We start from the raw sequence: 26,886 nt of genomic DNA, 5'->3' as shown, positions 1-26,886 counted from the left end.
GGCGGCCAAGCCGTTGGCCTAGAGCAACGCGGCGAACAGCGCCACCCGATTTCCGATGAAAGGCCGATCGCTAGAAGCGAATGCCGAGACGAGTGGAACGATCGAAATTGCCTGTGACGATACAGCCGCCTAGGACGGCTTCTTCGGCCGCGACACCAGCTCGATCATCTTGCCTTCATCGTCATCCGGCATCGCGGCCTTGGCCTGCGCGTATGCCTCGACCGCGGCGCGCGAGACCAGCGGCTTATCGGCCAGCAGGCTCTCGGCGAGCTTCACGGCATAGGCGGCATCCTTGTGCCGCAGCGCCGCCGTGAACGTTGCACCGGAAAAATCGCGGGCGACCATGCGCTTGGAATGACGCTGCACCTGCGGGCTGGCGGCCACGCCCGCCTGGATCGAGTCCAGCACCAGATTCATGTCGAGCCCGGCCTGCTCGGCGATCGCAAGGGCTTCGGCAAGGCCGGCGATCTGGATCGCGCCCATCAGATTGTTGACGAGCTTGTAGACGGTGCCGGAGCCGACCGCGCCGAAATGGCGGATGGTCGAGCCGATCGGAGTTAGATAGGGCCGTGCGCGTTCGAGATCGGCGGCGTCGGCGCCGATCAGCAGCGTCAGTTTCCCGGCGGCCGCCGCGTCCGGCAATCCGGTCACGGGGCAGTCGATGTAGATCAGCCCGCGGGCATTCAGCTCGCGGCCCATCTCGCGGGCATGGTCATAGGAGACGGTCGAGCATTCGATCGCGATGGTGCCGGCCTTGGCGGTCTTGGCCGCGCCCTTGGGCCCGAGCCAGACCGCGCGCGAGGCTTCGTCATCGGCCACCATGGTCACGACGGCGTCAGCGTCGATCGCGGCGTCCTCAGGCGACGTCGCCCAATGCGCGCCACGCGCGATCAGGTCCTCCGCCTTGGCCTTGCTGCGATTCCACAAGCTGACCGTGAAGCCGGCATCGAGATAACGGCCGGCCATGCCGTGGCCCATCCGTCCAAGCCCGATGAAGGCGACGCGGGGCATGATCAGTCCACGTCCTCGATGTCGGCACCCGGGGTCCCGAAGGCGCGCTGCGCCAGGGTCGCGGCCATGAACTCGTCGAGCTCGCCGTTGAGAACGCCCGATGTGTCGGAGGTCTGCACGCCCGTGCGCAAATCCTTCACCATCTGGTAGGGCTGCAGCACGTAGGAGCGGATCTGGTGGCCCCAGCCGATATCGGTCTTGGCGGCCTGGTCGGCGGCGGCCTTCTCTTCGCGCTTCTTCAGCTCCATTTCATAAAGTCGAGCGCGCAGCATGTCCCAGGCCTGCGCGCGGTTCTTGTGCTGAGAGCGGCCGGCCTGGCAGACCACGGCAACGCCGGTCGGGATATGCGTGAGGCGTACTGCGGATTCGGTCTTGTTGACGTGCTGGCCGCCGGCGCCGCCCGACCGCATCGTGTCGACACGGACGTCGGATTCCTTGATGTCGATCTTGATGCTGTCGTCGATGACCGGGAACACCTGCACGCTCGAAAACGAGGTGTGCCGCCGCGCGTTGGAATCGAACGGCGAGATGCGCACGAGGCGGTGCACGCCGGCTTCGGTCTTCAGCCAGCCATAGGCGTTGTGGCCCGAGACCTGGATGGTCGCCGACTTGATACCGGCCTCTTCGCCCTCGGACTCTTCGAGATATTCGACCTTGAAGCCGTGCGTTTCGGCCCAGCGCGTGTACATGCGCAGCAGCATCTGCGCCCAGTCCTGGCTCTCGGTGCCGCCGGCGCCGGCATGGACTTCGAGATAGGAATCGAAGCGGTCCGCCTCGCCCGACAGCAGCGCCTCGAGCTCGCGCCGCGCCACTTCCTTCTTGAGGGTCTTCAGCGCGGCCTCGGCCTCGGCGACGACACCGTCATCGCCCTCGGCCTCGCCGAGCTCGATCATGCCGATATCGTCTTCGAGCTCCTGCTCGACCTTGCCGATGCCGGAGAGCGAATCCTCGAGCGAGGTGCGCTCCTGCATCAACTTCTGGGCTTTCTGGGGATCGTTCCAGAGATTGGGATCTTCTGCGAGCTTGTTCAGCTCGGCGAGGCGCGCCGTCGATTTCTCGACGTCAAAGATGCCTCCTCAGCAGCCCGACTGACTGCTTGATCTCTTCTACCAACCGTTCGATTTCGGCGCGCATGTCGTTCTCTGATCTCGCGGAATCCCGCGTACATTCGAGATCGGGATGTAGCGGCGGCAGCCGCAAAGCGCAACCGCCGGAACTGCGATCGTCAGCCTTATCCGCTACCACAGACCGCCGGTGCCCGGCCGCATGAGAAAACCGGAATCCGGCTGCTGCTGCTGCGAGGCCGGCATGCCGCCACGCATGTCAGCGTCAGCAACGCCGATAACCGAGTAATTGTCCGGCGGCGCCGTGCCCGGCTTGAAGGCTTCGAGGATGGTTCCGCCGGTCTCGCCGGGACCGGCGCGCATGCCGGTCTTGGAGACGACTCGCACGAGCTTGATGCCGGCCGGCACCTTGAACGGAACCGCCGGCTTGTCGGCGAGCGCGAGCTTGAGGAAATCGCGCGCGATGGGCGCCGCGAGATGGCCGCCGGTCGCGGCATTGCCCTTACCCAGCGGACGCGGCTTGTCGTAGCCCATATAGATGGCGACCGCGACGTCGGGCGAGAAGCCGACGAACCAGGCGTCCTTGGCCTCGTTGGTGGTACCGGTCTTGCCGGCGACGGGCTTGCCAACCTCCTTGACCACGGTCGCGGTACCGGCCTGGACCACGCCCTCCATCAGCTCGGTGATCTGATAGGCGGTCATGGAGTCCAGCACCTGCTCGCGGCGGTCGATCAGCTGCGGCTCGGGCTGGTTCTTCCAGCCGCCCGGCGCGTCGCAGCCACGGCATTCGCGCTGGTCGTGCTTGAAGATGGTGTGGCCGTAGCGGTCCTGAATACGGTCGATCAGCGTCGGCTTCACCCGGCGGCCGCCATTGGCGAGCATCGAATAGGCGGTGACCATGCGCATCGCCGTCGTTTCGCCGGCGCCAAGCGCATAGGAGAGATAGTTCGGCAGTTCGTCATAGACGCCGAAGCGACGGGCATATTCGCCGATCAGCGGCATGCCGATGTCCTGCGCCAGGCGCACCGTTACGGTGTTGAGCGACTGCCGCAGCGCATTGCGCAGCGTCACCGGTCCCTGGAACTTGCCCGAGGAGAAGTTTTCCGGCCGCCACACGCCGGCCCCCTGCCCCTGGTCGATTTCGATGGGCGCATCGAGCACGACGGTCGAGGGCGTATAGCCGTTGTCGAGCGCAGCCGAATAGACAATCGGCTTGAACGACGAACCGGGTTGCCGATAGGCCTGCGTGGCGCGGTTGAACTGGCTCTGGTCGAACGAGAAGCCGCCGACCATCGCGAGCACGCGGCCGGTCCAGGGATCCATCACCACCATCGCGCCGGACACTTCGGGTATCTGGCGCAGCCGGTATTGGCCTTCGACCGGCTGTCCCTCCTTGCTGTAGAGCGGATCGGCGTAAATCACGTCGCCGGGGGCAAGCACCTGCGCCACCGACGTCGGCGTCTTACCCTTGGTGTTGCCCTGAGCCGCCCGTGCCCAGCGCACGCCATCGAGTGTGACGAGGCCGGTCTCGCGCTGCTTGCTGACGGCGCCACCGAGTTCGCGGCTCGGCTGGAAGCCGATGCGCGCCGACTGGTCGCTGGTCTCCAGCACCACCGCCATGCGCCAAGGCGAGATGTCGGATAGCGATTTGATCTCGGCGAGCTTCACGCCCCAGTCGCCCGAAATATCGAGCTTGCTCATGGCGCCGCGATAGCCCTGCTGCTCGTCATAGTTCACGAGACCCGAGACCATGGTCTTGCGCGCCATGACCTGGATCTTCGGATCGAGCGTGGTGCGGACGGAGAGACCGCCTTCGTAGAGCTTCTTCTCGCCATAGCGCTCGAAGATGTCGCGGCGGACTTCCTCGGCAAAATATTCGCCGGCGAAGGTGTGGGCGCCGTTGGAACGGTTGGTGACGGCCAGCGGCTCCTTGCGGGCCTTGTCGGCGTCGGCCTGCTTGATCCAGCCGTTCTCCACAAGACGGTCGATCACGTAGTTGCGGCGCTCGATGGCGCGGTCACGGTTACGGACGGGATGCAGCGTCGCCGGCATCTTCGGCAGCGCCGCCAGATAGGAGGCTTCCGCAACCGTCAGCTCATTCACCGACTTGTCGAAATAAACCAGCGAAGCGGCCGCGATACCGTAGGCGCCGAGGCCGAGATAGATCTCGTTCAGGTACAGCTCGAGGATCTTGTCCTTCGAGTAGGTCTTCTCGATCCGCATCGCCAGCAAGGCTTCCTTGATCTTGCGGGCGAAGGAGACCTCGTTGGTCAGAAGGAAATTCTTGGCGACCTGCTGGGTGATGGTGGAAGCGCCCTGCGGACGGCGATTGGAGCCGTAGTTCTGGATGTAGACAACGCCGGCGCGCGCCATGCCGGTGTAGTCGATGCCGCCATGCTCATAGAAATTCTTGTCTTCGGCCGCCAGGAACGCGTTGATCACGAGCTTGGGCACCGCCTGGATCGGCAAGTACAGCCGCCGTTCCTTGGCGTATTCGCCGAGCAGCGAACCGTCGACCGCGTGCACGCGGGTCATCACGGGCGGCTCGTAATCCTGAAGCTGAGAGTAGTCCGGCAAGTCCTTGGAGAAATGCCAGATCAGGCCTGCCACGGCCCCGACACCGACAAGGAACACCACGGTTCCCGCGGCGAACAGGAAGCCCATGAACCGCACCAGCAAGCGCATTATCTGTTTATCCGTTCAAACTCTGGATCAGCCCAGTATCAGCCCTTTGACACCCCAAACAGGCGCCAACCTCACGTCGCGAATTCACCGGCTTACGCAATACATCAGTGCCGGACTTAAGACGCTTGCCGAACAGGATTCTCGTCGATTCCGGAACCCCCTGCGGCGTTTTTATAAAGCGCCCGCTGTGGCCAAACTAGGGCTTTTGCGGTCGGACGCAAAAACCCTGTCAGTTTGACGATCCCGCCGTGGCCATCCGTTTGGTCAAAAACCCGTCGATGGCCTGCGCCATGGACCCAACGGCCTTGGACCGCCAGCCCTCCGAGACCAGATGCTCGAGGTCGCCCTTGTTGGAGACATAACCGATCTCGACCAGCACCGAGGGCACGTCCGGTGCCTTCAGGACCCGGAAGCCGGCCGACTTCAGGGGATGCTTGTGCATCCGCACCGTCGACTTCATTTCACCCATCAAAAGGCGGGCGAAACGGTTTGAAAAGGTGCGGGTTTCTCGCTGCGTGAGGTCGATCAGGATGTCGGCGACATCGGTCGGCTCCTCCGCCAGGTTGAAGCCGGCGATCGCATCTGCCCGGTTTTCCGCATCCGCCAGCCGCTGGGCTTCGGCGTCCGACGCCTTGTCGGACAGCGTATAGATGGTCGCGCCCTGCGCATCGCCCTCGGCCCGGGGCAGCGCATCCGCATGAATCGAGACGAACAAGGCCGCCTTGAGGTTGCGGGCGATCTTGGTCCGGTCATTGAGGGGAATGAAAGTGTCATCGTCCCGCGTCATGACCACACGATATTTGCCGGCTTTCTCCAGCCTGTCGCGCAACGCCAGCCCGAAGGCCAGCACCAGGTTCTTCTCGCTCTCGCCGCTCGACTGCGTGCCGTTGTCGATTCCGCCATGGCCGGGATCGATCACGACCACCGGGCGGCCATCGGCCTTCGGCTGTGTCGCGTCGGGGGTAGCTGTCGCGGAAGCCGTTGCAGGCTTCGCCTCGGCGATAGTGGGCCGCAGCTCGGGACGGTTTTCGGGCGCGAGCGACTGCACGAAGGCGGCACGGTCGACCTCCTCCAGCTCCAGCACAAGGCGGGCCGGCTGGCCGTTGGCCGCCTCCACCACGTAGGAATTGGCGATCCTGGCCGGTCCCGTCAGGTCGAATACGATTCGCGAGCCGCCGGGCATGACGAGCCCGTAGCGGAAGGCCTTGACCAATCCGCGCCCCCCGGCCCCGGCGCCCGCCGGCAGCTGAAAATTGACCTGCGGCACGTCGATAACCACCCGGTATGGGTCGGCCAGGGTGACGGCGCGGAAGGTAATGGCCTGATCGATGTCGAGAACGAAGCGGGTCTGCTTGCCGTCGCCGGCCAGCCGGGCGGCCGAGGCAACAGGGAAATTCGCTACCGCAACAGCGGGTTGCAGCTGGCTTTCCGCCGCCTTCAGGCGCGAGGAATCAGCGCATGGCAATGCTGCAGCGCACAGCAGCGCGCATGCCAGCAGGACTCGTTGTTTTGTGCGGCTCGCCACCGATTCCGTGCCTCCGAGCAGCCCTTTTAACGCAATAGAACCACAGGGTTAATCGATCCTTAATGACAAAAACGCGAAACTCGCTGACTGTGACCGCCGTGCGACGCTCCCTTGACGCTCCCTTGCACGGATGGCTCATTCCTCGTATGTACGGAATGCTGACGGCCGATATTTCCGGTTGTGTCGCATTCAGCCTCCCGGTGCAGCGCCGGAACTCTCAAGGTTTGAGAATTCCAGCGTTTTCCGTTCCCCTCTAAGACCAGCGCGGTGCGCGGCAGCGAGATGGAACGGGTCAAGCGCCGGCGGCGGACGGTCCTGAGTTACCACTCGCGTTACCGGGACAGTTCTGACAGCGACGTAACCCATTACCCGGTCCCTTGATCCCAAGGGAGCGGTTCGTGATCCCCAAGGCGAGCGCGCTCGCGCCATGCCTGGCCAGCAGCAACTGATTGAAGGGCGGCCTCGCCGCCCAATGTTTCATACGGGCCGACGCTTGATGCGCCAGACTGTGCCGACGAATTCTGAAGGACCATTCGCGACGCTGCGGAGTGAAAATCCCGCGCGCCGCCTTGGTCCTGAAGCTTCCGGTTCGGCAAGGCGCGAGAGACGGCGTTTCGGCCTTCCCCTCACCCCCGAATCAGGTGGACCGTCGCGTCACCCGGCGGCGCGATACGCGCCCACGGTGAATAGCGCCCGCCGCCGCCAAGAGTTAAGACATGCCCAACAAGATGTTGATCGATGCCACCCACCCGGAAGAGACCCGGGTCGTCGTGGTCCGCGGCAATCGCGTCGAAGAGTTTGATTTCGAGACCGCGCAACGCAAGCAACTACGCGGGAATATCTACCTCGCCAAGGTCACAAGGGTCGAACCCTCGCTCCAGGCCGCCTTCGTCGAATATGGCGGCAACCGCCACGGCTTCCTCGCCTTCAGCGAAATCCATCCCGACTATTATCAGATTCCGGTCGCCGACCGGCAGGCGCTGATCGAGGCCGAGGAACAGGCCCATCGCGAGGCCGAGGAAGAGAGCGAGAACCGCTCCCACGGCCGCCGCCGCTCGCGCCACCGCAACTCCCGCCGCCGCGGTCATGGCGAGCGCGTGCGCAGCGACATCGTCGAGGGCGCCGATCCCGCCGCCCAGCCGATCGAGGGCGAGACCCTGCATGCCGAAGGCGCGCCGCATGACGGCGAGCATCTGCACGCCGATGCGGAGCATCACGGCGAGCACGAAGGCCACGACCACGATCATGACGAGCATGATCACGACGATCATCATGCCCATGATGTCGAGCACGATCACGACCCTGGTCACGAGCACGACCACCAGCACGATCATCACGACCATGATCATGCCGACGAGACTCCCGCGCCCGTCGCAGCCGTCGGCGCCGAGCCCGTGGTCGCGACCGAGACGGTTGCCGAGCCGCAGGAGGCCGCCACCTCTGAAATGCACGCCGAAGCCTTCGCCGAAGCGGTGACCGCTGCCGCGGAACCTGCCGACGCCGTTTATGGTGAGAGTGGCGAAGCAGCACCTGCCCAGACCGCGGAAGCAACTGACGAAGACGACGAGGATGATGACGAGGACGGCGAGGACGCCGAAGAGGAAGTCGTCGAATCCGTCGGCGGCGACGATGTGCTGGAGGAAGTGCCGGAGCGCACCTTCCGTCCGCGCCGCCAGTACAAGATCCAGGAAGTCATCAAGCGCCGCCAGGTGATGCTGGTGCAGGTCGTCAAGGAAGAGCGCGGCAACAAGGGCGCGGCGCTGACGACCTATCTGTCGCTGGCCGGCCGCTACGCCGTGTTGATGCCGAACACCGCGCGCGGCGGCGGCATCAGCCGCAAGATCACCAGCGCCCAGGACCGCTCCCGCCTGAAGGAAGTGGTGCAGGATCTCGACGTGCCCGAGGGCATGGGCATCATCCTGCGCACCGCGGGCGCCGCCCGCACCAAGCCCGAGATCAAGCGCGACTTCGAATATCTGATCCGGATGTGGGAGACGGTGCGCGACCTCACGCTGAAGTCGCAGGCCCCGACCCTCGTCTACGAGGAAGGCTCGCTGATCAAGCGCTCGCTGCGCGACCTCTACAACAAGGAGATCGACGAAATCTCGGTTGCCGGTGAATCCGGCTACCGGGAAGCGCGCGATTTCATGAAGATGCTGATGCCCGCCAATGTCAGCGCGGTGAAGCAGTATCGCGACGGCCAGCCGCTGTTCTCGCGCATGGGCGTCGAGAGCCAGCTGGACGCGATGTTCTCGCCGACCGTGCAACTGCGCTCCGGCGGCTACATCGTGATCAACCAGACCGAGGCGCTGGTCTCGATCGACGTCAACTCCGGACGCTCGACCCGCGAGCACCATATCGAGGACACCGCGCTCAAGACCAATCTGGAGGCGGCCGAAGAGGTCGCCCGCCAGCTTCGCCTGCGCGACCTCGCCGGCCTGATCGTCATCGACTTCATCGACATGGACGAGAAGCGCAACAACCGTGCGGTCGAGCGCAAGCTGTCCGATTGCCTGCGGCAGGACCGTGCGCGCATCCAGGTCGGCCGCATCTCGCATTTCGGCCTGCTCGAGATGTCGCGCCAGCGCATCCGCGCCAGCGTGCTCGAGAGCTCGACCGATCCGTGCCCGCATTGCGGCGGCACCGGCCATGTCCGCTCGGTGTCCTCGGTGGCGCTGCAGCTGCTGCGCGGCCTCGAAGAGATCCTGATGAAGGGCGCGACCCACAATCTCGTGGTCCGCACTCGCACCGATGTCGCGCTCTACGTGCTCAACCACAAGCGCGGCCATCTGCGTGATCTCGAGAATGGCTTCAAGGTCACCCTCTCGGTGATCGCAGATCCCAGCGTCAGCGGGCCGCAGGCCTACCTCATCGACCGCGGCGAGCAGGTGCATACGCTGGAGGCCGCCAAGGCGCTGCTGGTGGCGCAGGCAGCCGCGAGCCCGCCACCCCTGCCCGAGGAAGCTTACGACGACGAAGAGTTCGATCCGGAGACCGAATCCGAGGTCGAGACCGAGGAGACCGAAGGTCTCGCCGAGGAGCAGACTGCAGGCGATGCCGCCTCCGAGCAGGACGGCCAGCGTCGCAAGCGGCGCCGTCGCCGCCGCGGCCGCGGTGGCCAGCGCGACGGCGAGTTGCGCGAGGATGGCGCCCCCACCCTTCCCGAGGCGGCCGTTGCGGCCGGCGAAGGCGAAGAGGATGCCGAGTCCGAGCAGGACGGCGAGGAAGGCGAAGAACAGGCAGCCCGTGGCGAGCAGCAGAGCAGCGCCGACCGCCGACGCCGGCGTGGTCGCCGCGGCGGACGCCGCCGTCGCGGTGGCGGCGAGGAAGGTCTTGCCGGCTCCATCGGCGATGAGCTCGGCACCAATCAACCGTCGGAAGCTGCCGACGCCGTTGCCGATTTCGACGGCTTCAGCAGCGAGGCTGCCCCCTCGATTGCGCAAGCCGAGCACAGCGCCGAACCCCACGTCTCGCAGCCCGAGCCGCGCGCCGAGGTGCAGACCGCGGCGCCGGCCCAGCCCGAGCCCGTTGCCCCGGAGGAAGAGCCCGCTGACGACAAGGCGGCACGGCGCCGCTCCACGGTCCGCGAAAAGGTGAGCTTCCTGTCGAGCAGCCCGAGCGAGCCGGCAGCGCCGGTCGCGCAAGCAGCCGAGCCGGTCACCGCGCCGACGCCGGCGGCTGAACCGGTCCCGGAAGCGGCTAGCGAAACGCCGGCCGCCCCGCGCCGCGCCGGCTGGTGGTCCCGCCGCTTCGGCGGCGGCGAGTAAAGCCGAACGACCTATGCAAGACACGACGCCCGGCACTGCCGGGCGTTTTCGTTTCGCCATTGTCCCGATGTGCTAAGCCGTTTTCGCAATCAGATTAGGGGACGGCATTGTCAGAGCTTTGCGATTCCGGCGCCGTCGAGCTGCGCCGCCTGTTGGCCGCGCGGGCGATCTCGCCCGTCGAGCTGCTGGATTCCTGCCTGTCGCGGATCGCCACCGTCAATCCCGCCGTGAACGCTGTCGTGACGCTCGACGAGCCAGGCGCTCGCGCCGCTGCCAGGGCGGCCGAGGCCGCCATCCAGCGCGGCGAGGATCGCGGCGCGCTGCACGGGCTTCCCGTTCTCATCAAGGACACCCAGGACACCGCCGGGATGCGCTCCACCTATGGCAGCCCGCTGCTGAAGGACAACGTCCCGGCCGCCGACCAGGGCTCGGTCGCGCGCCTGCGCGCTGCTGGCGCCGTCATCTTCGGCAAGACCAACACGCCGGAATGGGCCGCGGGCGGCAACACCCGCAATCCCGTGTTCGGCGCGACCGGCAACCCGTTCGATCCCGTGCGCTCGGCGGCCGGCTCCTCCGGCGGCTCGGCGGTGGCGCTCGCCTGCGGCATGGCTCCGCTCGCCTCGGGCTCGGACACCGGCGGCTCCTTGCGCAATCCTGCCGGCTTCGCCGGCATCGTCGGCATGCGTCCGTCCTACGGCCTCGTCGCCAGCGAAAAACGTGTGTTCGGCTGGTCCAATCTGTCGACCGACGGACCGATGGCGCGCGACGTCGCCGACACCGCGCTGATGCTCTCGGTGATGGCGAGCGACGATGTTCGCGATCCGCTCGCCTATACGCTGCCGGGCGAGCCCGTGCGTGGGCGCGCCGAACGCTGGGCCGCCCCGCGGCCTGCCGAGCTCGGCAGGCTGCGCCTCGCCTTCACCGAGGATTTCGGCTTCGCTCCGACCGAGCAGACAATAAGGCGGGTGTTTCGCGCGCGGGTGAAGAAGCTCGCGCCGCTCTTCGCAGAAGCCCGCGAAGCAACGCCGGACTGCTCCGGTGCCGACGATGCCTTTGCCGTGCTGCGCGCAGGCATGTTCCTGGCGACGCACGGCAAGAACTACAGGGAGCGTCCCGAGATGCTCGGCCCGAATGTCCGCGCCAATGTCGAGGAAGGGCTCGGCTACACGCTCGAAGACCATGCGCGGGCCTCGACGACGCAGACGCGGATCTATCGCGCCTATCAGAGCTTCTTCGAAACGACCGACGTGCTGGTCAGCCCGACCATCACGCTGAGCCCGCGGCCGTGGTCGGAGCCCCATCCGGCTGAGATCGACGGCGTGCCGACCAGATCCTACTTCCACTGGCTCGCGCTGGCCTACGCCGTCACGCTTGCAGGTCATCCCGCGATCAGCATTCCACTCGGGCTCGATGAAGCCGGCTTGCCCTTCGGCCTGCAGATCGTCGGTCCGCGCGGCGGCGATGCCATCGTGCTCTCGGTTGCCGCGAGCATCGAGGCCGCGTTCGCGCGCGATGCGCAGATGTGCCGGCCCGTGCCTGACCTGGCACGGCTCGCCGCAGCACCGGCCCTATCGTCCGCTCCCGGCTTCCTCACCTGGGAATAACCGACAGGAGAATTCTTCCGATGCAAAGCGCAATCGTTCTCGGCGGCGGCATGATCGGCGTGAGCGCGGCGCTGCACCTGCAGCAGCGCGGCTGGGCCGTTACACTCGTCGATCGCAGGGAGCCGGGCCGCGAGACCAGCTATGGCAATGCCGGAATGATCCAGGCCGAAGCGGTCCGCCCCTATCCGATGCCGCGCGATCTCACGACGCTGCTGAAGATCGCGACCGGCCGCACCAACGACGTGCGCTATAGCTTGTCGTCGCTTCACCTCCATGTCGAGCCCCTGCTCCGCTACTGGTGGCACTCGGCGCCGAAGCGGCATCGCGACGCGATCGAGGCCTGGGCGCGGCTGATCGCCTACGCGACTTCGGAGCACGACATCCTCATTCGCGAAGCCCATGCCGACAATCTGATCCGCCGCGCCGGCTATCGCGCGCTGTACCGCAACGCCGCGGACCTCGATCTCTCGATCAAGGCCGCGAAGGAAGACCAGCGCGAATTCGGCGTGAATTTTCGCGTGCTCTCCGGCAGCGAGCTTGCCAAGGCCGAGCCGATCCTGCGCGACGATCTCCCCGGCGCGATCCACTGGCTCGATACCTGGACCGTCTCCGATCCCGGTGCGCTGGTCACGTCCTATGCCGGGCTGTTCGAGCGCCGCGGCGGCCGCATCGTGCTCGGCGATGCGCAATCGCTGCGGCAGACCGCGACCGGCTGGTCCGTCGATACGGACCAGGGCCGCCTCGACGCCCCCCATGCCGTCGTGACGCTCGGGCCGTGGTCGCCGGATCTGCTGCACAAGTTCGGCTATCGCATTCCCCTGGTGCGCAAGCGCGGCTACCACATGCATTACAGCGGCGGCGCCTCGCTCGACCTGCCTCTCGTCGACAAGGGCGGCGGCTACGCCATGGGCCCGATGGCGAAGGGAATCCGCATCACCACCGGCGCGGAATTGACCGGCATGGACGCTCTCGCGACGCCCGTGCAGCTCGCCAGTGCGGAAGGCTCCGCGCGCGAGCTGATCGACCTCGGCAAGCGCGTCGAGCCGGAGCCGTGGTTCGGCACCCGTCCCTGCACGCCCGACATGCTGCCGGTGCTCGGGCAAGCTCCGCGCCATCCGGGCCTCTGGATGAATTTCGGCCACGGCCACCAGGGCTTCACGCTGGGACCGGCGACCGGACGCCTGCTCGCCGAGATCATGAGCGGCGAGACGCCGGCGATCGATCCAGCACCCTACCGGCCGGAGCGGTTTTAGGTCCAAACAAAAGGGCTGATCGAGGATCACGACCAGCCCTTCACATTTCCATGCCTGAAGGCGCTATCAGTCCGTGGTGATCGCCGTCTCCATGTCGGTCGGGTCGATCCGCTTGGCGAGGTTGGCGTTGAGCTTGTCGCGGTCGAGCTCCCCCTCCCACCAGGCGACGATCACACAGGCGACGCCGTTGCCGCACAGATTGGTCAGCGCGCGGCACTCGCTCATGAACTTGTCGATGCCGAGCACGATCGCCATGCCCGGCACGAGGCGCGGATCGACCACGGCGAGCGTCGCCGCCAGCGTGATGAAGCCCGCGCCGGTGATGCCGGAGGCGCCTTTCGACGTCAGCATCGCCACGACCAGGATGGTCAGCTGCTGGCTGAAGCTGAGATCGTAGCCGAGCGCCTGCGCGATGAAGAGCGTCGCCAGCGTCATATAGATGTTGGTGCCGTCGAGGTTGAACGAGTACCCGGTGGGCACCACGAGGCCGACCACCGATTTGGAGCAGCCGAGCCGCTCCAGCTTTTCCATCAGCGACGGCAGCGCGCTTTCCGAGGACGAGGTGCCGAGCACGATCAGCAGCTCGTCCTTGATGTAGGCCAGGAACTTGAAGATCGAGAACCCGGCCAGGCGGGCGATGATGCCGAGCACGACGAACACGAACAGCGCCGCGGTGACGTAGAACGTGGCGATCAGCCCGACCAGGTTGAGGATCGCGCCGGTGCCGAACTTGCCGATCGTGTAGGCCATCGCGCCGAACGCGCCGATCGGCGCGGCACGCATCACGATGGAGATGACGCCGAACACGGCATGCGCGGCGTCGTCGATGAAGCTGCGGATGGTGTGACCGCGCTCGCCCAAGCTCATGATGGCGAAGCCGAACAGCACCGAGAACAGCAGCACCTGGAGGATTTCGCCTTGCGCGAAGGCGCCGACCACCGTGTCCGGAATGATGTGCAGCACGAAGTCGACGGACTTCTGGCCGGCGGCCTGCTTGGCGTAATTGGCAACGGCCGCCTCGTTGGCCGCTCCGCTGCCGAAGCCCGCGCCCGGCTTCACCAAATTGCCGATGATCAATCCGATCACCAGGGCGAAGGTCGAGACGACCTCGAAATAGACCAGCGCCTTGACGCCGATGCGGCCGACCTTCTTGGCGTCCTGGATATGGGCGATGCCGGAGACGACGGTGCAGAAGATGATCGGCGCGATCACCATCTTGATCAGCTTGATGAAGCCGTCGCCGAGCGCCTTGATCCATTCATTGGTGGCGACCTGTGGCCAGAGCCAGCCGACGATGGCGCCGAGCACGATGGCGATCAGCACCTGGACATAGAGAACCTTGTACCACGGCTTTGCTGCGGGCGGCGCGATCGGCGCCCCCGCCATCGTTGTCGTCGTCATCGTTTCACTCCCCCTCAAAACGCTGGGCCAGCCAAGATCAACTTGGCCGGCCCTGTCAATTGGAACCGCGAATTCTTGGCGCGCTTTATCGGCGGCGCTCGATCAGTCTGCGTGCGGCCGGCATCAACGTCGCGCCAAGCGCGTTCTTGACCAGCGAAGCCGCAACGAACGGCATGATGCCGACCTGCCAGGCCTTCGCAACGCCGAGCCCAAGGCCGAACGCCAGCCAGCTGAAGCCGGCGGCCAGAATGAGGATATGGCCAACCGCCATCGCTGCGAACAGCCGCATGACGCTGCGATCCCAGCCGCGCTCGGCGAGCCAGCCAGTCACGAAAGCGGCCGCGATGAAGCCGAACAGATATCCCGCGGTCGGGCCGAGCAGCGGTGCAATGCCACCCACCGGTCCGGCAAAGACCGGCGCGCCAAGTGCGCCCTCGGCGAGGTAGGCAACCATGGTTGCGCTGCCAAGACGCCAGCCATAGGCGGCACCGATCATCAGCACCACCAGCGTCTGCAATGTCATGGGGACATAAGGCAGCGGCAGGTTCACCTTGGCAGACAGCGCCATCAAGGCAGTGCCGAGCGCGATCAGCACGACAGCGCGCACCGCACCAACGGTTTCGCCCGGTCGGGTCGGCCACATCAATGCGGCGAGAGAAAAATGCGGCGCGGCAGCGGTCGGGACAGATCGGTCAGACAAGATGAACTCCAGGTGGCTCGAAAACTGGCGGCTATTTAAGCCAGTGAGCGATCCGGTCAACTGCCTCCCGCATCTCTTCTGCCGAACGGGCATAAGAGAACCGTATGAACGAACGGCCGTGAACGGGATCGAAATCGAGCCCGGGCGTGGCCGCAACCTTCGCCTGCTCCAGCATCTGCTTGGCGAACTCGAAACTGTCGGAGGTAAAGTCCGAGACGTCGGCATAGAGATAAAATGCACCATCGGCCGGGAGAAACTTGGCCAGGCCTGCTTTCGGCAATCCCTCGATCAAGATCCGCCGGTTTTCCTGATAGCCGTGCTTGATCGACTCCATCTCAGCCGCTCCGTCGAAAGCCGCCTCTGCCGCGATCTGCGACAGCGACGGCACGGAGATCGACAGGTTCTGTTGCAGCCGCTCGATCGGCCGCACCAGGATTTCGGGCACGACCATCCAGCCAACGCGCCAGCCCGTCATGCAGAAATACTTCGAGAACGAGTTGATCACGAGCGCGTGCTCGGAGAGCGTGGCGGCGGTGGCGGCCGGAAACGCATAGTCGAGCCCGTGATAGATCTCGTCCGAGATGAAGCGGATGCCCGCGTCTTCGGCCGCAGCAATCAGGCTGGCGAGCGCTTCGCGGGACATCATCGTCCCCGTCGGATTGGCGGGGCTGCCGACCAGCACGCCCTTCAACGGCGCCTTGCGATGGGCCGCGAGCAATGCCTCGCCGGTGAGCGCATGGCGCGTTTCATTGCTGGTCTCGATCAGCACCGGCTCGCAACCGAGCGCCTTGAGGATATGACGATAGGGCGGATAGCCCGGCACTGTCACGGCGACGCGGTCGCCCGGCTCGAACATCGACAGGAAGGCCAGGATGAACCCGCCGGAGGAACCGGTTGTCACCACGATCCTGTCAGCGCTGACGTCGCAGCCATAGGCATCGCGATAATGCCGTGCGATGCGCTCGCGCAGACTGGGGATGCCGAGCGCGGAGGTATAATCGATCCGCCCCGCCTCGAGCGCCGCATGGGCCGCCGCGATCGCGGTCCTGGGCGCGCCGGCCGCGGGCTGACCGACCTCCATGTGGATGACATGGCCGCCGGCGGCCTCGATTCGGGCCGCCGCGGCCATGACGTCCATCACCATGAACGGGGGAACATCGCTCCGGCGGGAGGGCTCGAGCCACTGCCCCAGCCGGTTCCTCAATGTCGCATCGTGCATCGATTTCTGCTATTTCGCTGGCGGACCGGTGTCTCCGGTCCTGGAACGGGGCGCTTGCGCCCCAGACTGGCCGCATTGTACGGCTCATAAGGGGAACGGCCCGCAAGGGCATATCGCGTATCCGGTCCGCCGCCAATCGCCAAAACCAATCACGAAACTGCTTGATCAAGACCGTTTGACCCAGACCGCCTGATGTCGTTCCAGATCGCATTGCGCAAGAAGGCCTCCGCCCTCACCGCCCTCGTCACGGCTGCGGCGGTCTCGCTGACGCCGTTCTCGGCCGCGCACGCGCAAGCCAAGGGGCCGCCGGTCCTGCGCGACACCGAGACCGAGCAGCTGCTGCGCGAATACACGCGCCCGATACTGCGCGCCGCGGGTCTGGAGAAGCAGAACATCCAGATGGTGATCCTGAACGACAGCTCGTTCAACGCGTTCGTCGCCGATGGCCGCCGCATCTTCGTCAATTACGGCGCGATCCTTCAATCGGAAACGCCGAACCAGATCATCGGCGTGCTCGCGCACGAGACCGGGCATCTGGCCGGCGGCCATCTGTCGAAGCTGCGCGAGCAGCTCGCCGCCGCCCAGACCCAGATGATCATCGCGATGCTGCTCGGCGCCGGCGCGATCGCCGCCGGCAGCACCCAGCGCAGCAGCGCCGGCAACAACGGGCTCGCCAATGCCGGCGCCGCCGCGATCTCCGCTCCGCAGGAAGTGATCCGCCGCACGCTGCTGTCCTACCAGCGCCAGCAGGAGGAAAACGCCGACCGCGCCGGCGTGAAATTCCTGACCGCGACCCAGCAATCGCCGAAGGGCATGTACGAGACCTTCAAGCGCTTCACCGGCGAGAGCCTGTTCGCCGCGCGCGGCGCCGATCCCTATCTCCAGTCGCATCCGATGCCGGCCGAGCGCGTCGCCGCGCTCCAGGAATTCGCAAGCACCAGCCCGTATTGGAACAAGAAGGACGATCCCGCGCTCCAGCTCCGCCACGACATGGTGCGCGCCAAGATATCCGCCTTCATGGAGCGGCCGGAGACGGTATACCGCCGCTATCCCCAGACCAACGACAGCATGCCGGCGCGGTATGCGCGGGCCATCAGCACCTATCTGCACGGGGATCTGCGAAGCGCGCTCACTCAGATCGACGCGCTGATCCAGGTCCAGCCGAACAACCCGTACTTCTACGAGGTGCGCGGCCAGGCTCTGTTGGAAAGCGGCAAGCCAGCCGAGGCGATTCCTGCCCTGCGCAAGGCTGTCGCGCTCTCGAACAATTCGCCCCTCATCGAGATGTTACTTGGGCAGGCGCTGGTTGGAACCGATAATAAGGCCTACACCGACGACGCCGTTCGGATTCTCCGCTCAGCGGTGGCACGAGAGCCTGAGGCGGCGCTCGGCTATACCCAGCTCGCGATGGCCTATGGCCGGAAAGGCGAATATGCCGAGGCAGATCTCGCCTCGGCCCAGGCCGCTTATCTGCGCGGCGACAACAAGACCGCCCGCGAGCTCGCCACGCGCGCGAAAACCCGTTTCGCCGTCGGCACACCCGGATGGGTCAAGGCCGACGACATCGTGGCGGCGAAGCCGCCGCGCAACTGACACCACGACGCCTGACACCACGACGTCACGACCTTCGCTTTGAGTCCGCCGGGACGTATTCCGAAACCTGCTTTGGATAAGAGGATTTGCCTATGCCTTCGCTGCGCCTGCTTGCTCCCGCGTTGTTCGCGCTCGCTCTGTTGGGCGCAGCCGCGCCCGCGTCGGCCGACAGCTTCTCCGACACCCAGCGCACCGACATCGAGAAGATCGTCAAGAACTATCTGATCAGCCATCCCGAGGTGCTCGAGGAGGCCATGGCCGAGCTCAGCAAGCGTCAGGCCGCAGCCGAGACCCAGAAGCACGAAGCCAGCATCGCGCAGAATTCGGACGCGATCTTCAACTCGCCGCGCCAGGTCGTGCTCGGCAACAAGGACGGCGACGTCACCTTCGTCGAGTTCTTCGATTACAATTGCGGCTACTGCAAGCGCGCGATGGACGACATGCTCACGATCATGAAGGGCGATCCGAAGCTCAAGGTCGTGCTGAAGGAGTTTCCGGTGCTGAGCCAGGGCTCGGTCGAGGCGGCGCAGGTCGCGGTCGCCGTGCGTATGCAGGACCCCACCGGCAAGAAATATCTCGACTTCCACCAGAAGCTGCTCGGCGGCCGCGGCGCCGCCGACAAGGCCCGCGCGATGCAGGCTGCCAAGGAGGCCGGGCTCGACACCGCCAGAATCGAGAAGGACATCGCCAGCCCCGAGGTGCGCGCCACCATCGAGGAGAACTTCAAGCTCGCCGAGGCGATGGGCATGAACGGCACGCCGAGCTACGTCATCGGCAAGCAGATCGTGATCGGCGCCGTTGGCGTCGAAGGCCTGAAAGAAAAGATCGGCATTGCCCGCTGCGGCAAGGCAACTTGCTGATCACCCTTTTTACGATACTGGAAACACGAAGAGGCCGGCTGAAAAGCCGGCCTTTTTCGTTGGGCGAGAGCCCAGGAGGAATGGGGCGCGAATCCGGCGCGCGCATTCATCTCGCGTTTAAGAAACAAATGCCGCAAAGCGGCTCATGTTCCGGAACAACTCAAATCTCCTTTCGTTGTCGGCGTGGGCAATGACGCAAAGAAACACGTGAGGAGAATTTTAGATGTTGAACCGCTTTATGATCTCGGTTGCCGCACTCGCGCTGGTCGCGGGTACCGGTGTGGCGAACGCGCAGGGCACCATGGGCCGCGACAGCGGCGGCGGCGCCGGTGGCGCGCAGACGCAGCATTCGCAGCCTTCCGGCGGCGCCGCCGAGCGCGGTGGCTCGATGGGCCGCGATTCCATGAGCCACGACAAGGGTACTGTCGGCCAGGCCGGCGGCGCGATGAAGCCCGGCGGAGCCGCGGACGAGAAGTCGTCCGGTGCGATGGAGAAGTCGGGCGCGGCAGACAAGTCCGGCATGGACAAGTCCGGCTCCGGCGCGATGAACAAGAACGCGGCTGACGAAAAGGCTGGCGCGAAGGGCGAGCATGCTCAAGGCCAGATGGACAAGTCGAAGAGCATGAGCTCGGACTCCACCAAGTCCGATTCCACCAAGTCCGGCGCCAAGGACATGAAGGCCGAGGACAACAAGGCCGGCAGCGCCACCAAGAGCAACAACGCCGAGAACCGTCCGGCCACCACCGACACCAAGTCGTCGCAGACCACGACCGGTAACGCGTCGGCCACCGCCGCTGCCCCGCCGGCCGAGAAGCGGACGGAAATCTCGACCGCGATCAAGTCGACCAAGATCGAGGAGACCACGAACGTCAACTTCAACATCTCGGTCGGCGCCGCGGTCCCGGCTTCCGTCCACTTCCACCCGCTGCCGCCCCGGATCGTCGAGATCTATCCGCAGTGGCGTGGCTATGAAGTCATCTTCGTCCGCGGCCAGTACGTGATCGTCCGTCCGCAGACCCGCGAGATCGTCTACATCATCGAAGGCTAACCCGCCTCGCTGAACCCCAGATCAGCCCCTGCCGAGAGATCGGCGGGGGCGTTTGGCGTCCTGGCCGCCCCCTCCCATCCGGCTTGGCCGGCAGCCCATGCTTTGGACTGGTTAACAAGCAATTTCCGTAGCTTCCGCACAGGTTTTTGCACCTGGGATGAGGTCGTTGAAGCCCGCTGGGAGGCCCTTCAAGGCTTCCCCTCACGCGCTTTGTTACCTATAACCCCGCCACGCCGACGCACCTCTTTGCGGGATTGGAATGGCCGAACCAGCAACCGACACGATCCTCGTCCTGAACGGGCCGAACCTCAACATGTTGGGGACGCGCGAGCCGGAAAAGTATGGCCATGCGACGCTGGCCGACGTCGAGGCGCTGTGCCGGGAGACGGCGGCAACGTTTGGCCTCAAGGCCGATTGCCGGCAGTCCAACCGCGAAGGCGAGTTGATCGACTTCATCCACGAGGCGCATGCGCGCAAGATGAAGGGCATCATCATCAATGCCGGCGGCTATTCGCATACCTCGATCGCTCTGCACGACGCGCTGCTCGCGGTGCAGATCCCGACGGTCGAAGTGCATGTGACCAACATCCACGCCCGCGAGAGCTTTCGTCACCACTCCTATACCGCACGCGCGGCCTTCGCCTCGCTTTGCGGTTTCGGCATCGAGGGTTACCGCCTCGCCATCCAGGGCCTTGCCGCCAAGCTTGCCATCAAGCCCAAAGCCTGAAGTCTCCCTCATCAAACAGAACATTCGGATCAAAGAACATGGCGCGCCAGCCAGACGACAAAGCAGCCGCAAAGTTTTCCAGCGAGGATTCCGCGCTCGTCCGCGAGCTCGCACTTCTGCTCGATGAGACCAGTCTCACCGAGATCGAGATCGAACGTGCCGGCCTGCGCCTGCGCGTCGCTCGCAACATCAGCGTTGCCGCGACCATGCCGGTGCCGATGGCAGCGGCTCCCGCCGCCCTGCCGGCAGCCTCCGCCGCGCCTGCCGCCGCCGGGCCCGATCTGTCGAAGCATCCTGGCGCCGTCAGCTCGCCGATGGTCGGAACCGCCTATTGGGCGCCGGAGCCCGGCGCCAAGCCGTTCATCGAGGTCGGAGCTAAGGTCTCGGTCGGACAGACGCTGCTGATCATCGAAGCCATGAAGACCATGAACCAGATCCCCTCGCCGCGCGCCGGCACGGTGACGCAGATCCTGGTCGAGGACGGCCAGCCGGTCGAGTACGGCGAGCCGCTCGTCATCATTGAGTGAGGGATTGGCGAACAGCTGGTAGCGAATAGTTGCTCCTGCCTGTTCGCCATTCGCTATTTCCCGTTCGCCCCCGAGGCACCATGTTCGACAAGATCCTCATAGCCAATCGCGGCGAGATCGCCCTTCGCATCCTCAGGGCCTGCAAGGAGCTCGGCATCGCGACCGTCGCCGTGCACTCCACCGCCGACGCCGATGCCATGCATGTGCGCCTGTCGGACGAGAGCGTCTGCATCGGACCGCCGGCATCCAAGGACAGCTATCTCAACGTCCCCGCGCTGCTCGCGGCCTGCGAGATCACCGGTGCCGATGCCGTGCATCCGGGCTACGGATTTCTGTCGGAGAATGCCCGCTTCGCGGAGATCCTCTCCGAGCACAATCTGCATTTCATCGGTCCCAAGGCCGAGCATATTCGCCTGATGGGCGACAAGATCGAGGCGAAGAAGACCGCCAAGAAGCTCGGCATCCCCGTGGTGCCCGGCTCCGATGGTGCGGTCGGTCCCGATGACGACGCATTGGGGATCGCCAGGAAAATCGGCTTTCCCGTGCTGGTGAAGGCGGCGGCCGGCGGCGGTGGCCGCGGCATGAAGGTCGCGCATGGCGAGGCCGACCTCCAGGTGGCGCTGTCGACGGCGGCCAACGAGGCCAAATCAGCCTTCGGCGATGCTTCCGTATACCTCGAAAAATATCTCCAGAAGCCGCGCCATATCGAGATCCAGATCCTCGGCGACGGCCGCGGCGGCGCGATCCATCTCGGCGAGCGCGACTGCTCGCTGCAACGCCGCCACCAGAAGGTCTGGGAGGAAGGCCCCTCGCCCGTCCTTTCCGCCGCCGCGCGGGCCAAGATCGGCGAGACCTGTGCGAAGGCCATGCGCGAGATGAAATATCTCGGCGTCGGCACCATCGAATTCCTGTTCGAGGACGGCGAGTTCTACTTCATCGAGATGAACACCCGCATCCAGGTCGAGCATCCCGTCACCGAGAGCATCACCGACATCGACCTCGTGCTGGAGCAGATCCGCATCGCCGCCGGCGGCGACCTGCCGGCCAAGCAGGAAGAGATCCAGGTCATCGGCCATGCGATCGAGTGCCGCATCAACGCCGAGAATCCCGAGACCTTCCGTCCCTCGCCCGGTCGCATCCTGCAATACCATCCGCCGGGCGGCCTCGGCGTCCGCATCGATTCCGCCGTCTACCAGGGCTACATGATCCCGCCCTATTACGATTCCCTGGTCGGCAAGCTGATCGTGCACGGCAAGACCCGCGCCGAATGCCTGATGCGGCTGCGCCGGGCGCTGGACGAGATGGTTGTGGAGGGCATCGAGACCACGCTGCCGCTGTTCCGGGCGCTGGTACGTGAAGACGACATCATCAACGGCGATTACCACATCCACTGGCTGGAGCAGTACCTCGCCGGCAAGGCGGAACCCGCCCCGCGATAAAATTCATCGCCTTGTGGAACCCTTTGGCTTCAATCGCGTTCTGGACGGTTGGGGCTAGTTCCAAGGGGGCGTTTTGAAATCCACTGAACGTAAACAGGTGAACCGTCGTGACGGCTGAAGCCCAACGACGGCGGGCATTCTGGCAGATCCTGCTGATCTCGGCGGGTCTTCTGGTGCTGACCGTGATCAGCGCCGGCTCGGTCTACCTCGTCAACAAGGCCCGCGAGGACAACAAATGGGTGGTTCACACCATCGAGGTGGAGAACCAAATCAACAGCCTCCTGCTGGAAATCCGGCGCGCGGAAAGCTCCGCCCGTGGTTTCCTGCTGACCCAGGCAGAGAGCTTCAAAATCGACCACGAAAAGGCCGTGGCGGGGGTCATTCCGGCACTGGACAAGCTGACACGCCAAAGCGGCGACAATCCCGCGCAACGCGAAAACATCGAAAAGCTGAGTGCAGCGATCGAGATGCGCCTCGGCCAGTTCGCGCAGGAAATGGAGTTCATCCGCCAAGGCCAGCCCGATAAGGCGGCGGCGTTGATCCGCGAAGTCGTCTCCACCGACGCCACGACCGCCATCACCAGGGTCGCGACCGGCATGATCCAGGAGGAGGAACGGCTGTTCCGGATCCGAACGGAAAACTCCGACCGCAGCCAGACGCTCGCGGCGTCGATGACCGGGATCGGCTCCGGCCTCGTCGTGCTGCTGGCCCTGATCTCGACTTGGCTGGTGCGGCGCTCGGCGCGCGCCCGTGACGAGGCGGAAGCGCGCCTGCGCGATGCCAACGTCAATCTGGAATCCGTCGTCGACGAGCGCACGGCGGACCTGCGCGAGGCCAACGACGAGATCCAGCGCTTTGCCTATATCGTCAGCCATGATTTGCGCTCGCCGCTCGTCAACATCATGGGCTTCACCAGCGAGCTCGAAGAGCTCGGTGGCGACATCTTCCGCCGCATCGGCGGCCTCGCCCAGGTTTCTGCGAACGGGGCGCCGCTCGCCCCCGCCGGACCGGGCGAAATCGTGCTCGATGGCGCCGACAAGCAGCTCTCGGAGGATTTTTCCGAAGCGCTCGGCTTCATCAAATCGTCGATCGCCAAGATGGACCGGCTGATCTCGGCCATCCTCAACCTCACCCGCGAGGGCCGGCGCGAATTCCAGCCCGTGAAGATCGACACCAACGAGCTGATCGAGGCCATCGTGTCGACGCTGGCGCACCAGGCGGCCGAGGCGCAGGCCGAAATCCACCTTGAAGCCCTGCCCAACGTCGTGAGCGACCGGCTCGCGCTCGAGCAGATCTTCTCCAACCTGATCGACAACGCCATCAAGTATCTGAAGAACGGCGTGCCCGGGGAGATCAGAATTCGCGGGCGCACCAAGCTCGGTTACGCTATTTTCGAGATCAGCGACAACGGCCGCGGGATCGACCCCAAGGATCACCAGAGGATTTTCGACCTGTTCCGCCGCGCGGGAACCCAGGACAAGCCTGGCCAGGGTATCGGTCTTGCGCATGTGCGTGCACTTGTGCGTCGTCTTGGCGGCACCATGTCGGTATCATCGGAACTGAATGCGGGCAGCACCTTCACGATCACGCTGCCGATCGCCTGGAACGTAAGCAACCGGAACAGAGATTGATGACCCAGCCTGTCACCATCATCATGATCGAGGACGACGAGGGCCATGCCCGCCTGATCGAGCGCAACATCCGCCGCTCGGGCGTCAACAACGAGATCGTCTCGTTCAAGAACGGCACGGACGCGATGCAGCACCTGTTCGGCGCCGACGGCTCTGGGCTCGTGCAGAAAGGCAACGCGCTCTTGATCCTGCTCGACCTCAATTTGCCCGACATGACCGGGATCGACATCCTCCGGCAGATCAAGGAAAACAAATATCTGAAGGCTTCGCCCGTGGTGGTGCTGACCACCACCGACGATTCCCAGGAAATCAAGCGCTGCTACGAGCTCGGCTGCAACGTCTACATCACCAAGCCCGTCAACTACGAGAATTTCGCCAATGCCATCCGGCAGCTCGGCCTGTTCTTCTCGGTCATCCAGGTCCCGCCCGCCGCCCCATGAACCAGCGCACGCCCACCCTACTCTACATCGATGACGACGGTGCGCTCGCGCGCCTGGTCGATCGCGGCCTGACGCGGCGCGGCTACAGGGTCGTCCATGCCGCGAGCGGCGAGGAAGGCCTGGAGCACATCCGCCGCGCGGGTGCCCAGGGAAGCATCGACGTGGTCGCGCTCGACCAGTACATGCCCGGCCTCGACGGCCTGGACACGCTGGAGCAGATCATGGCGATCCCGGGCGCGCCGCCCGTGGTGTTCGTCACGGCCTCCCAGGATTCCAATATCGCGGTCACCGCGCTGAAGGCGGGCGCTTCCGATTATCTCGTCAAGGACGTCACCGGCGATTTCATCCCCCTGCTCCATGTCGCGTGCGAAGGCGCGCTGCGCCAGGCCGAACTGCAGAAGGCGCGCGAGGAAGCCGAGGCCGAGATCCATGCCTCGCGCGACCGCTACGCGGCCCTTGCCGCCGAACGCGAGATGCTGCTGCGCGAGGTCAACCACCGCGTCGGCAACTCGCTCCAGATCATTGCTTCGCTGCTGCATCTTCAGGCCAGCTCCGCCGCGCAGGACGAGGTCAAGGCGGCACTGACCAATGCGATGGGCCGCGTCGCCGCGGTCGCACAGGTGCACCGCCGCCTCTACACCTCGCAGGATCTGAAGAGCGTGGTCCTGAACCAGTATCTGGACTCCCTGCTCGAGGATCTCCGCCGCTCCGCCGAAGGCAACCGGATGTCGCGCCTGACGCTGAAGGCCGAGCCGGTCGAGATCGATCCGGACCGCGCGGTCGCCGTCGGCATCATCGTCAACGAGCTGGTGATGAACGCGGTGAAATACGCCTATCCCGATGGCGCCGGCCCGATCCATGTCGAGCTGACCTCGCAGGGCGAGGATCTCCAGCTCACCATCACCGACGACGGCGTCGGCGACAACGTCAAGGCCGATCCGCGCTCCACCGGCATGGGCCAGCGCATCGTCGCGGCCATGGCCTCCAAGCTCGACGCCTCGGTCGAGCGCGATCCCGCGCATTCCGGAACCCGGATCATTCTGAAGTTCGGTCGCGTGCCGGCAAGCCCCGGCAAAACCAGCACCGCTGCAGCGGGCTGACGTCGCGGCCGGCTGCCCCATCGCAACTACATTGCGATCCTGCTATGATTGCGAACCATGACTTCGCGCGACTCCGCCTCGTCTGAAATCACACCGGCCGTGCTGCTGCGCGCCTATGCCTGCGGCATCTTCCCGATGGCGGAGAGCGCTGATGATCCGACCCTGTTCTGGGTCGAGCCGGAGTTGCGCGGCGTCATTCCCCTCGATGGATTTCGCGTCGCCTCGCGGCTCGCGCGCACCGTGCGCTCGGATATGTTTCGCGTGACCGTCAACACCGCGTTCAAGGCCACCATCGCCGGCTGCGCCGCGCCGCAGCCCGGGCGCGAGGACACCTGGATCAACAAGCGCATCCGCGACCTCTATGGCGGCCTGTACGAGCTCGGCCATTGCCACAGCGTCGAGGCCTGGCAGGGCGAGGATCTCGTCGGCGGCCTGTACGGCGTGAGCCTCGGACGGGCCTTCTTCGGCGAGAGCATGTTCCACACCGCACGCGATGCCTCGAAGGTCGCGCTGGTGCATCTGGTCGCGCGGCTGATCCATGGCGGCTTCGAGCTGCTCGACACGCAATATGTCACGGAGCACCTGAAGAGCTTCGGGGCGGCCGAGATCTCGCGGCGGCGCTACACCGCCCTGCTCGACAAGGCGCTGGCCGGCGAGCCCGGCGATTTTCTCAGGCTCTCACCGGGCGAGCCGATCCCGGGCGCGCGCGCGCTCGAGATCATCGCTTCTCGACAATAATCCAGATTTACCGGCTGCCGAACCCAGGGATACCGAACAGGCCCGGCCGCTGCTCCGGCGGCGGGGGCGGCGGTGGTGGTGCCGGTTGCTGCGGCTGGATCGGCGGCAGAGGCTGCGGCGGACGCTGCTGGACCTGCTTGGGCGCGGCCTTCTTCTGCGCGGGCGGCGGCGGAGGTGCGGGCTTGGTCGCAGGATCCGGCGCGGCGGTCGCAATGGTCTGCTGCGGCTCTTTGCAGTCGGTCAGCCAGATGTCGTAGATCGGGTGCTCGACGCCGTGCAGTCCCGGGCTTGCCGCATACATCCAGCCCGAGAAGATCCGCTTCACCTCGCCTTGCAAGGTGATCTCGTCGACCTCGACGAAGGCGTCGGTGTTTGTGGCCTCGGTCGCCGGCCGCGTATAGCAGGCGTCGGTCTTGACGCGCAGCGCGCCGAACTGGACGGTCTCGCCGATCTCCTCGTCGAAATTGATGATGCGCCCGGTGATCTTGTCGAGGCCGGAGAAGGTCGCCTTCTTGTTCACGATCTTCTGGGCCGGAGGTTCGGTGACGACCTCG

21 protein-coding genes are annotated in these 26,886 nt (G+C 65.4%); 13 read left to right on the top strand and 8 right to left on the bottom strand.

Annotated elements, in window-relative coordinates:
* Nucleotides 1-129: 129 nt before the first annotated feature.
* From SE92_RS02335 to SE92_RS02320, 4 genes are all read right to left on the bottom strand, one after another.
* Entirely contained in the window at nucleotides 130-1,011 is an 882-nt protein-coding gene (locus SE92_RS02335; RefSeq protein WP_063194291.1) for an NAD(P)-dependent oxidoreductase, read from the bottom strand.
* 2 nt (nucleotides 1,012-1,013) lie between these two features.
* Nucleotides 1,014-2,145, bottom strand: a protein-coding gene (gene prfB, locus SE92_RS02330; RefSeq protein ID WP_157094998.1) for a peptide chain release factor 2 whose coding sequence is annotated in 2 segments (ribosomal slippage) — nucleotides 1,014-2,075 and nucleotides 2,077-2,145 — 1,131 coding nt in all. Because the reading frame shifts where the segments join, the coding sequence is not laid out codon by codon here.
* A gap of 104 nt (nucleotides 2,146-2,249) precedes the next feature.
* Complete coding sequence (locus SE92_RS02325; RefSeq protein ID WP_063194289.1) at nucleotides 2,250-4,760, bottom strand: penicillin-binding protein 1A; 2,511 nt, start codon at nucleotides 4,758-4,760, stop codon at nucleotides 2,250-2,252.
* Between the two features lie 229 nt (nucleotides 4,761-4,989).
* A complete protein-coding gene (locus SE92_RS02320) occupies nucleotides 4,990-6,285 on the bottom strand; it encodes an N-acetylmuramoyl-L-alanine amidase (protein ID WP_063194288.1) in 1,296 nt (431 codons plus the stop codon).
* Between the two features lie 716 nt (nucleotides 6,286-7,001).
* Between SE92_RS02320 and SE92_RS02315 the strand changes: the two genes are divergently transcribed.
* The 3 genes from SE92_RS02315 (at nucleotide 7,002) to SE92_RS02305 (ending at nucleotide 12,909) form a co-directional block, all read left to right on the top strand.
* Entirely contained in the window at nucleotides 7,002-10,052 is a 3,051-nt protein-coding gene (locus tag SE92_RS02315) for an Rne/Rng family ribonuclease (protein ID WP_063194287.1), read from the top strand.
* A 107-nt stretch (nucleotides 10,053-10,159) separates the two neighbouring features.
* Nucleotides 10,160-11,656, top strand: a complete 1,497-nt coding sequence (locus SE92_RS02310) for an amidase (protein WP_063194286.1) — start codon at nucleotides 10,160-10,162, stop codon at nucleotides 11,654-11,656.
* Between the two features lie 20 nt (nucleotides 11,657-11,676).
* Entirely contained in the window at nucleotides 11,677-12,909 is a 1,233-nt protein-coding gene (locus SE92_RS02305) for an NAD(P)/FAD-dependent oxidoreductase (protein ID WP_063194285.1), read from the top strand.
* 66 nt (nucleotides 12,910-12,975) lie between these two features.
* Here the strand turns inward: SE92_RS02305 and SE92_RS02300 are convergent, their stop codons facing one another.
* The 3 genes from SE92_RS02300 to SE92_RS02290 form a co-directional block, all read right to left on the bottom strand.
* Nucleotides 12,976-14,310 (bottom strand): dicarboxylate/amino acid:cation symporter, encoded by a 1,335-nt coding sequence (locus tag SE92_RS02300; RefSeq protein ID WP_063194284.1) that lies wholly within the window; start codon nucleotides 14,308-14,310, stop codon nucleotides 12,976-12,978.
* Nucleotides 14,311-14,395: 85 nt separating this feature from the next.
* Nucleotides 14,396-14,953, bottom strand: coding sequence for a biotin transporter BioY (locus SE92_RS02295; protein ID WP_063194283.1), 558 nt, complete (start codon nucleotides 14,951-14,953; stop codon nucleotides 14,396-14,398).
* Nucleotides 14,954-15,041: 88 nt separating this feature from the next.
* Complete coding sequence (locus SE92_RS02290) at nucleotides 15,042-16,229, bottom strand: pyridoxal phosphate-dependent aminotransferase (protein ID WP_063194282.1); 1,188 nt, start codon at nucleotides 16,227-16,229, stop codon at nucleotides 15,042-15,044.
* Nucleotides 16,230-16,421: 192 nt separating this feature from the next.
* Between SE92_RS02290 and SE92_RS02285 the strand changes: the two genes are divergently transcribed.
* The 10 genes from SE92_RS02285 (at nucleotide 16,422) to aat (ending at nucleotide 26,332) form a co-directional block, all read left to right on the top strand.
* A complete protein-coding gene (locus SE92_RS02285) occupies nucleotides 16,422-17,822 on the top strand; it encodes a M48 family metalloprotease (protein ID WP_063194281.1) in 1,401 nt (466 codons plus the stop codon).
* Nucleotides 17,823-17,914: 92 nt separating this feature from the next.
* On the top strand, nucleotides 17,915-18,682 hold the full coding sequence (locus SE92_RS02280; RefSeq protein ID WP_063194280.1) for a DsbA family protein: 768 nt from the start codon (nucleotides 17,915-17,917) through the stop codon (nucleotides 18,680-18,682).
* A gap of 223 nt (nucleotides 18,683-18,905) precedes the next feature.
* Nucleotides 18,906-19,730 (top strand): DUF1236 domain-containing protein, encoded by an 825-nt coding sequence (locus tag SE92_RS02275; protein WP_063194279.1) that lies wholly within the window; start codon nucleotides 18,906-18,908, stop codon nucleotides 19,728-19,730.
* A gap of 259 nt (nucleotides 19,731-19,989) precedes the next feature.
* Nucleotides 19,990-20,457, top strand: coding sequence for a type II 3-dehydroquinate dehydratase (gene aroQ, locus SE92_RS02270; protein WP_063194278.1), 468 nt, complete (start codon nucleotides 19,990-19,992; stop codon nucleotides 20,455-20,457).
* A 38-nt stretch (nucleotides 20,458-20,495) separates the two neighbouring features.
* Nucleotides 20,496-20,984 (top strand): acetyl-CoA carboxylase biotin carboxyl carrier protein, encoded by a 489-nt coding sequence (gene accB, locus SE92_RS02265; RefSeq protein ID WP_063194277.1) that lies wholly within the window; start codon nucleotides 20,496-20,498, stop codon nucleotides 20,982-20,984.
* A gap of 80 nt (nucleotides 20,985-21,064) precedes the next feature.
* A complete protein-coding gene (gene accC / locus SE92_RS02260) occupies nucleotides 21,065-22,423 on the top strand; it encodes an acetyl-CoA carboxylase biotin carboxylase subunit (RefSeq protein ID WP_063194276.1) in 1,359 nt (452 codons plus the stop codon).
* Between the two features lie 107 nt (nucleotides 22,424-22,530).
* Nucleotides 22,531-24,054, top strand: a complete 1,524-nt coding sequence (locus SE92_RS02255; protein ID WP_063194275.1) for a sensor histidine kinase — start codon at nucleotides 22,531-22,533, stop codon at nucleotides 24,052-24,054.
* Entirely contained in the window at nucleotides 24,054-24,494 is a 441-nt protein-coding gene (locus SE92_RS02250) for a response regulator (protein WP_063194274.1), read from the top strand. The genes SE92_RS02255 and SE92_RS02250 overlap by 1 nt, the downstream gene beginning before the upstream one ends.
* A complete protein-coding gene (locus tag SE92_RS02245) occupies nucleotides 24,491-25,594 on the top strand; it encodes a sensor histidine kinase (protein WP_063194273.1) in 1,104 nt (367 codons plus the stop codon). The genes SE92_RS02250 and SE92_RS02245 overlap by 4 nt, the downstream gene beginning before the upstream one ends.
* 57 nt (nucleotides 25,595-25,651) lie before the next feature.
* Nucleotides 25,652-26,332 (top strand): leucyl/phenylalanyl-tRNA--protein transferase, encoded by a 681-nt coding sequence (gene aat / locus SE92_RS02240; RefSeq protein WP_063194272.1) that lies wholly within the window; start codon nucleotides 25,652-25,654, stop codon nucleotides 26,330-26,332.
* Nucleotides 26,333-26,339: 7 nt separating this feature from the next.
* Here the strand turns inward: aat and SE92_RS02235 are convergent.
* The coding region (locus SE92_RS02235) for a DUF2155 domain-containing protein (protein ID WP_157095824.1) at nucleotides 26,340-26,886 on the bottom strand (547 nt) is incomplete at its 5' end.

Source organism: Bradyrhizobium sp. AT1 (assembly GCF_001590795.1).
Taxonomy (GTDB): Bacteria; Pseudomonadota; Alphaproteobacteria; order Rhizobiales; family Xanthobacteraceae; genus Bradyrhizobium.
The sequence above is the reverse complement of the archived record's forward strand: the minus strand, read 5'-3'. Positions and strand labels throughout refer to the sequence as shown.